At 75.1% G+C, this 6,708-nt stretch carries 9 protein-coding genes; 2 read left to right on the top strand and 7 right to left on the bottom strand.

Annotation, left to right across the window (positions count from 1 at the left end; genetic code table 11):
- Positions 1 to 213, bottom strand: a 213-nt coding sequence (locus tag EDJALFJO_RS03135) for a transposase (protein ID WP_369812487.1), incomplete at its 3' end; no start/stop codon positions are given.
- Positions 214 to 290: 77 nt separating this feature from the next.
- Positions 291 to 1,295: a methyltransferase gene (locus tag EDJALFJO_RS03130; protein ID WP_158220263.1), complete on the bottom strand. Its 1,005-nt coding sequence runs from the start codon at positions 1,293 to 1,295 to the stop codon at positions 291 to 293.
- 147 nt (positions 1,296 to 1,442) lie between these two features.
- Here EDJALFJO_RS03130 and EDJALFJO_RS03125 point away from each other — a divergent pair, with 147 nt between their 5' ends.
- Positions 1,443 to 2,726: a hypothetical protein gene (locus EDJALFJO_RS03125; RefSeq protein WP_088282122.1), complete on the top strand. Its 1,284-nt coding sequence runs from the start codon at positions 1,443 to 1,445 to the stop codon at positions 2,724 to 2,726.
- 34 nt (positions 2,727 to 2,760) lie between these two features.
- Here the strand turns inward: EDJALFJO_RS03125 and EDJALFJO_RS03120 are convergent, their stop codons facing one another.
- The 5 genes from EDJALFJO_RS03120 to EDJALFJO_RS03100 are packed head-to-tail and all read right to left on the bottom strand — an operon-like array spanning position 2,761 to position 5,860.
- Positions 2,761 to 3,006: a thioredoxin family protein gene (locus tag EDJALFJO_RS03120; RefSeq protein WP_088282132.1), complete on the bottom strand. Its 246-nt coding sequence runs from the start codon at positions 3,004 to 3,006 to the stop codon at positions 2,761 to 2,763.
- 46 nt (positions 3,007 to 3,052) lie between these two features.
- Positions 3,053 to 4,102 (bottom strand): permease, encoded by a 1,050-nt coding sequence (locus EDJALFJO_RS03115; protein WP_088282120.1) that lies wholly within the window; start codon positions 4,100 to 4,102, stop codon positions 3,053 to 3,055.
- Positions 4,099 to 4,410 carry a helix-turn-helix transcriptional regulator gene (locus tag EDJALFJO_RS03110; RefSeq protein ID WP_198949955.1) on the bottom strand — a complete coding sequence of 104 codons (312 nt, stop codon included), beginning with the start codon at positions 4,408 to 4,410 and terminating at the stop codon, positions 4,099 to 4,101. The genes EDJALFJO_RS03115 and EDJALFJO_RS03110 overlap by 4 nt, the downstream gene beginning before the upstream one ends.
- Before the next feature lie 57 nt (positions 4,411 to 4,467).
- Positions 4,468 to 5,040, bottom strand: coding sequence for a peroxidase-related enzyme (locus EDJALFJO_RS03105; protein WP_088282116.1), 573 nt, complete (start codon positions 5,038 to 5,040; stop codon positions 4,468 to 4,470).
- Positions 5,041 to 5,077: 37 nt separating this feature from the next.
- Positions 5,078 to 5,860 (bottom strand): isocitrate lyase/phosphoenolpyruvate mutase family protein, encoded by a 783-nt coding sequence (locus EDJALFJO_RS03100; protein WP_088282114.1) that lies wholly within the window; start codon positions 5,858 to 5,860, stop codon positions 5,078 to 5,080.
- Between the two features lie 122 nt (positions 5,861 to 5,982).
- Between EDJALFJO_RS03100 and EDJALFJO_RS03095 the strand changes: the two genes are divergently transcribed.
- Complete coding sequence (locus EDJALFJO_RS03095) at positions 5,983 to 6,696, top strand: helix-turn-helix domain-containing protein (protein ID WP_143448258.1); 714 nt, start codon at positions 5,983 to 5,985, stop codon at positions 6,694 to 6,696.
- Positions 6,697 to 6,708 lie beyond the last annotated feature (12 nt).

The following is a 6,708-nucleotide window of genomic DNA, read 5'->3' as shown; positions in this document are numbered from 1 at the left end:
GCGCAGCACCCGGTCCCACGTGCCGTCCTTCGACCAGCGGTCGAACCGGCCCCACACCGTCTCCCACGGCGGCATCTCCTCGGGCAGGTCCCGCCACGGAGACCCGGTCCGGAGCCGCCAGATGATCGCCTCGAGAACCTCACGATGGTCCCGCCACCGACCACCCCGTTGCGGCGTCCGATCCGGCAGCAGCGGCGCCAGCCGAGCCCACATCTCGTCAGTCAGCACATCCCGATTGCTCACGACCAACACCCTGACCGACCCGCTCGCCAAGATCTACAAGACACGCCCTAGGCAGGCTGGGCGCGCGCCTCGAGCACGGAGAGCCGGCCCGTCGTGTGGTGGACGGCGGCCAGCCGCAGGCCCGCACGGTCGAGCAGGGCGGCGTACTCCTGCTCCGTGCGCTCGCGACCGCCTGGCAGGACCAGCATGTTGAGGTCCGAGAAGGCGGCGAACCGCTCGTGCCCGGGGCGGTCGAGGACCGTCTCGACGACGAGCACCGCTCCCCCCGCGAGCAGGCTGTGCCGGCACGTGCGCAGGATCTGCACGCACTCGTCGTCCGGCCAGTCGTGCAGGACCAGCTTGAGCAGGTAGGCGTCGGCGGCGGGGACCTCGTCGAAGAAGCTCCCCGCGCTCGTCCGCCGGCGCGCGGCCACGGACGGGTCGGCCGTCTGCGGAGGAGCCACCGCGAGCGCGTGCGCCTGGTCGAACACCGTGCCCACCAGCGCCGGGTTCGCGGCCAGGACGGCCTCGAGCAGCGCGCCGCTGCCGCCGCCGACGTCCACGACGGACGCCGCGCCGGAGAAGTCGTAGGCGGCCACCACCGCCGCCGCGGCCGCCGCGCTCTGCGCCGCCATGGCCGCGTTGAAGACCTCGTTGCGCTCCGGGTGCGCGCGCCGGTGCGCCCAGACGTCGACACCGTGCAGCGCCTCGAAGGCGTTCTCGCCCGTCCGCACGCTGTGGCCGAGGTGACCCCAGGCCGCCCACAGGGCGCCGTCCTGGAACATCCGCGCGAGCGGGCGCAGCGTCCCCGGGACGTCCGAGCGCAGCCCCTCACCGAGGGGAGTGCTGCCGAACACCCGGTCCGGGCCCTCGACGTACAGGCCCACGGTGACGAGCGCGCGCAGGAGCCGGAGCAGGCTGTCCTCGTCGGCACCGACCGCGGCCGCGAGGTCACCGACGTCGCGGGGGCCGCCCGCCAGCTCGTCGGACAGGCCCAGCTCCGCGGCCACGCTCAGCGCCGCCGAGACGCGGAAGCCGGTGAGCATGACGCGCAGGTCCTCGAGGTCGGTCACCGGCCCGATGATCGCCCCCCGGACGGGTCGGGGTCCAGCGGCGTCCCGGGCCCGGGCCTCGTCCTCGTGCCGGTACCCGGACGCCGGCCTCGCACGTACCGTGGAGACGTTCGTACGGGTCATCCCACCCCCCGGAGTGACGAGCACGTGAGCGACGACTGGCTGGTCGACCTCGACCGGCCGGGGAGCCCTCCCCCGGGCGGCCCGGCCGGGACACGGCCGCGCGCCCGGGTCGCTGCGCTCGCGCTGGCGGTGGTCGCCGTCCTCGCCGTGGGGCTGCTCGCCCTGCCCCGGGCGGAGCCGGCCGTCGTCGAGGTGCGCCGGCTGTCTGCCGCCGTCCTGCCCGGGGACGTCCCGCCGGTCGTGGCCGGTGCGGTGCCGGGCGCGACGCTCACCGTCTCCGTGTCGGTCGGCACCCGACCGGCCGGGACGACGGCCGTCGTCACCGGGCTGCTCGGCCCCGGCGTCGTGGGCTCCCGGGTGCTGACGGCCGGCGCCGACCCGGCCGCCCGCGCCGTGCAGGTGTCCCTCGACTGCCGGCCGTACCTCGCAGGTGCACCGGCCGGCGACCTCCGCCTCGTCCTGCGGACCACGGACACCGCGGGCCACCGGGCCACCGTCCGGCAGACGGTCGACGGCTCGGCGCGCAGCGTGGGACCGGTCGCGCGCCAGGCGTGCTGGAGCGCGGCCGCCGGCGCCGGCCTCACCGTCGACCGGGTCACGGCCGACCCCGGTGACGGCCGTCGGGTCGACGCGGTGGTCGTGCTGCGCAACGGGACCGGCCGGGACGTCACGGTCACCGCGGCGGACGTCGCGGACGTGGACACCCTGCCGGCCGCCGGCACCCGGGTGCTCGCGGCCGGTGCGCAGGCCGGCCTCACCGTCCGGCTGCCGGTCGCGCGCTGCACCAGCCCGGTCCCCGACGACGCCGCGCCCGCGTCGCTGGCGTGGGCGGTCGGCCCGGCGGGCGGTGCCCCGGTGGCGTTCGCGGACGTCCGGCTGGACGCCCGGCAGCAGGCGACCCTGCGGTCCGCGGTCGGCCGGTTGTGCGGGGAGCCGCCCGCCGTGGCGGTCGACCTGGTCTCCGCCCGGGTGCTCGACGACCCGCTCGTCGTCGACCCCCGCGGGCGCTCGGTCCTGCTGCGGCTGCGGGTGGCCCCCGGTGAGCGGCGGCTCGTCGAGCTCGGCGACCACACCGGCGGTCTCACCGCGGACGCCCGCCCCGCCTTCACCGGGGCGACGGCGCAGGTCGGCAGGGCACCGGTCGTCGCCGAGCTCGTCTGGCACACCCGCTGCGGAGGACGCCCCTGGCCGCCGTCCGGCGCCGTGGTCCTGCCGGTCCGGACGACGGTCGGCGGGCGCACCTACGCCTGGTCGGTCCCGTTGGACGGGCAGGTGCTCGGCGCCGCCCTGCGCCCCTCCTGCACCTGACGGCTGTACCTGACGTCGCGCGGAGTACCCGGCGTCAGGCCCTGGCCGCGGCCCCCAGCAGCTCGCCGAGCGCTGCGACGGTGGGCACGCGGCCCTGCAGCACGACCTGCTCGTCGACGACGAGGCCCGGCGTCGTCATGACGCCGTAGGCGGCGATCTGCGCGTAGTCGGTGACCTTCTCGACGCTCACGTCGAGGCCGAGGTCCGCGAGGGCCTGCCGGGTCCGCTTCTCGAGCGTCACGCAGTTGGCGCAACCGGGGCCGAGCACCTTGACGATCATCACTGGCTCTCCTTGGTGTGCAACGGTTCTGAGGACGGCGGCGCCGTCAGGCGAGCAGGGCGTTGAACAGGTAGCCGACGGCGACGATGCCGGTCGCGACGACCCCGACGTAGGCGGCGAGCAAGGGCGGCTTGAGCACGCGGCGCAGCAGCACGAGCTCGGGGAGCGAGAGCGCGACGACGGCCATCATGAACGCGAGCAGGGTGCCCATCGGCAGGCCCTTGTCGTGCAGCGTCTCCACGAGCGGCATGACGCCGGCGGCGTTGGAGTAGAGCGGGACGCCGATGCCGACCGCGACGAGGACGCCGAAGACGTTGTCTGCTCCCGCGTAGCGGGTGAAGAAGTCCGTCGGCACCCAGCCGTGGATGACCGCCCCGAGGCCGATGCCGACGAGCAGGTACGGCCAGATCCTGCGCAGGATCGTGCCCACCTCCTCGACCCCGATCTGGAGCCGCTCGGCGAGGGTCAGGCCGCGCGCGGGGTCGACGACCTCGCCGCGCAGCCGGGTCTCGAAGACGAACGGCTCGACCCAGCGCTCGGCACCGAGCCGGCCGAGCACCCAGCCGGCGACGACGGCGATCGTCAGGCCGGCCCCGATGTAGATCGCGGTGACCTTCCAGCCGAAGAGCGTGAGGAGCAGACCGATCGCGACCTCGTTGACCATGGGGCTCGCGACGAGGAAGCTCAGCGTGACCCCGATCGGGATGCCCGCGGCGACGAACCCGATGAAGGCCGGGACCGCGCTGCACGAGCAGAACGGGGTGACGACACCGAGGCCGGCGGCCATGACGTTGCCGACGCCCTCGCGGCGCCCGCCGAGCAGCGCCCGGGTGCGTTCGACGCTCATGTAGGAGCGCAGCACGGTGACGACGAAGACGATCCCGACGAGCAGCAGGGTGATCTTCACGGTGTCGTACGCGAAGAAGTGCAGGGACTCGGTGAGCCGGGCGGCGGGGTCCAGGCCCAGCAGGTCGTAGAGGAGCGCGTCCCAGACCGGCCCGTTGAGGCGGTAGGCGACGACCCAGGCGACGGACGCCGCCAGCAGCGCACCGCCCTGCCCGCGCCGGGCCGTCGGGACGTGGTCGACGAGGGTCACGGCTGCACCGACGCACCGACGGGCAGCGCGGCGGTGAGCGCGGCGCCGGCCCCGGGCGCGAGCCGGTAGTCCACCCAGCGGCCCCGCTTGCTCGAGGTGATGAGCCCGGCCTCGCGCAGCACACGCAGGTGGTAGCTCAGCAGGTTCGAGGCCACCGGGACCTGCTCCTGGATCTCGCAGACGCACGCCTGGCCCGACGCGAGCAGTCGCAGGACGCGCCAGCGCACCGGGTCGGCCACGGTCGCGAGCAGGGCCACGGCGTCGTCGGTCGCGACGGGCGTCATGTCGAGCGCGGTTGCAGCATCCACCCTTGAAGCGTCGTCCCGTACCGGGGTGCCGGTGCGAGACGTACGTCCCTGCCGGGGTCAGCGCCCCATCGTGAAGAACTCTTCGTTGGGGCGCAGGCCGAACAGGTGCGCGAGCCGGTTCGACGCCGCGAAGAGCGCCGTGATCGAGCCGACGTCCCAGATCTCGTCGTCGGTGAGCCCGGCGTCGCGGGCGGCCTGCAGGTCCGCCTCGCCGAGCTCGGCGGGGTGCAGCGCGAGCCGCAGCGCCAGGTCGACGATCGCCCGCTGCCGCGGCTCGAGCTCGCAGCCGTGCGGGTTGGTGGCCACCTGGTCGGCCAGGTGCGGCTCCTTGGTCCGCAGCCGCAGGATCGCGCCGTGGGCGACGACGCAGTACAGGCAGTCGTTCGCCCCCGACGTCGCGACCACGACGAGCTCGCGCTCGGCCCTGGACAGGCCGTCGTCCGAGGTCATGAGCGCGTCGTGGTAGTCGAGGAACGCGCGCAGCTCGGCCGGGCGCCGTCCCAGCGCCCGGAAGATGTTCGGGGTGAAGCCCGACCGCTCGACGACCGGAGCGAGCCGCTCACGCAGGTCGTCGGGCAGGTCCGCGACCTCGACGGTCCCGAAGCGGCTGACCGGTGCGTTCTTCTCCATACCCATCCACGGATGCTAGCCGCGGCCCGGATCGACCTCAGTTCAGCGGGCGGGTCCCGGCAGGCAGGGTGCCGCCGGCGACGACGGCCGCGGCGGCGTCCTGGAGGGCGGTGAGCGCCACCCGCTGGGTGAAGGGGCCCGTCGAGACCCGGGCGACACCGAGCGCCTCCAGCTCGCGCGCGGGCAGCGACGCACCGGGCACCGAGATGACGGTGAGCCGGCGCGGTCCGAGGGCCTCGACGAGGGTCTCGATCTCCTCGCGCGCAACGACTCCCGGCACGAAGACGACCGGCGCGCCGGCCTCGAGGAAGGCCCGGCCGCGGCGGGCGGCCTCGGCGACCGCGGCGGCCCGGTCGGACCCGGCCGGCGCCTTGAGGACGGCGTCCGTGCGCGCGTTGAGGACGAAGTCGATGCCCGCGTCCCGGCCGGCGCGGAGCACGGCCTCCACCGCGGCGACGGCGTCGTCGAGCGGCTTGACCTGGTCCTCGAGGTTGCCGCCGACGACGCCCGCCTCGATCGCGCGGCGCGCGGTCTCCCCGGCGTCGCCGTAGCCGGCCTCGAGGTCCATCGTCACGGGCAGGTCCACCGCGCCGACGATCCGCCGGACCATGTCGAGGTGCAGGTCGAGCGGGATGTTCTCGCCGTCCGGGTAGCCGAACGTCGCGGCGATCGAGTGGCTGGCGGTGGCCAGGGCGCGGACGCCGTCGGTGCCGGCCACCACGGTGGCCGAGACGACGTCCCACACGTTCGCCAGCACGAGGATCTCGGGGGCGGTGTGCAGGTCCAGCAGGGTCCGGGCGCGGGTCGCGAGGTCGCTCATCCGCCGACGGTACTGATCTCCCACGGCGCCCGCTCGTCGAGCCGCTCACCGCTCGGCGACATACCCCCGGGGGTGACGTCGGTCCCGGTTCCTGTCGCAGGAGCGGTCGTAGCGTGCAGAGCATGCACAGTCCGCAGACGCAGTCGCAGCCGTCGCTGCTCAGCGCGCGACAGGTGCAGACGATGCTCGGGGTCGACCGGTCCACCGTCTACCGGATGGCCGAGGACGGCCGGCTGCCCGCCGTCAAGGTCGGGCGGCAGTGGCGCTTCCCCGCGGACCGCATCGAGGCCGTCCTCCGGGTGGACGCCGCACCGCGACCGGCGTCCGGCCGGGAGCCCGCCGCCGCGGCCTCCGTGACCGTGCCCGCCCCGTCGACCGAGGTCGCGGCGTCCGTCGCCCAGATCGCCGCCGACCTGCTCGGCGTGATGATGGTCGTCACCGACATGGACGGCCGCCCGATCACCGAGGTGTCCAACCCCTGCCCCTGGTTCGTGGAGCGCTCCGACGACCCGGACCTGCTCGACGCCTGCGTCGCGGAGTGGCAGCAGCTCGCCGACGACACCGACTTCGAGCCGCGATTCACGGCCGGCGTCCTCGGGTTCGAGTGCGCCCGGGCGTTCGTGCGGTCCGGGACGTCCCTCGTCGCGATGGTCCTCGTCGGCGGCGTCGCCCCCGCGGGCAGCACGACGACCGGGCTCTACCGGCTCGACGACGAGGGCCGCCGCCGTGTCCTCGCAGCGCTGCCGAAGGTCGCCGCGACCCTGTCGCGCATCGGCCCCCGCACCCCCGACGCCCGCACCAGCGGCCGCCGCACCACCGACCCCCGCACCGCCTGAGCAAGGAGCCGA

Origin of the sequence: Kineosporia sp. A_224 (genome assembly GCF_002198655.1) — a bacterium.
GTDB lineage: Bacteria > Actinomycetota > Actinomycetes > Actinomycetales > Kineosporiaceae > R-H-3.
This window is presented reverse-complemented; position numbering and strand designations above follow the sequence as displayed.

Excerpts from the sequence above, each read along its gene's own strand:
- EDJALFJO_RS03120 (WP_088282132.1), bottom strand. The coding sequence starts at position 3,006 with ATGATCGTCAAGGTGCTCGGCCCCGGTTGCGCCAACTGCGTGACGCTC.
- EDJALFJO_RS03105 (WP_088282116.1), bottom strand. The coding sequence starts at position 5,040 with ATGGAGAAGAACGCACCGGTCAGCCGCTTCGGGACCGTCGAGGTCGCG.
- EDJALFJO_RS03100 (WP_088282114.1), bottom strand. The coding sequence starts at position 5,860 with ATGAGCGACCTCGCGACCCGCGCCCGGACCCTGCTGGACCTGCACACC.
- EDJALFJO_RS03095 (WP_143448258.1), top strand. The coding sequence starts at position 5,983 with ATGCACAGTCCGCAGACGCAGTCGCAGCCGTCGCTGCTCAGCGCGCGA.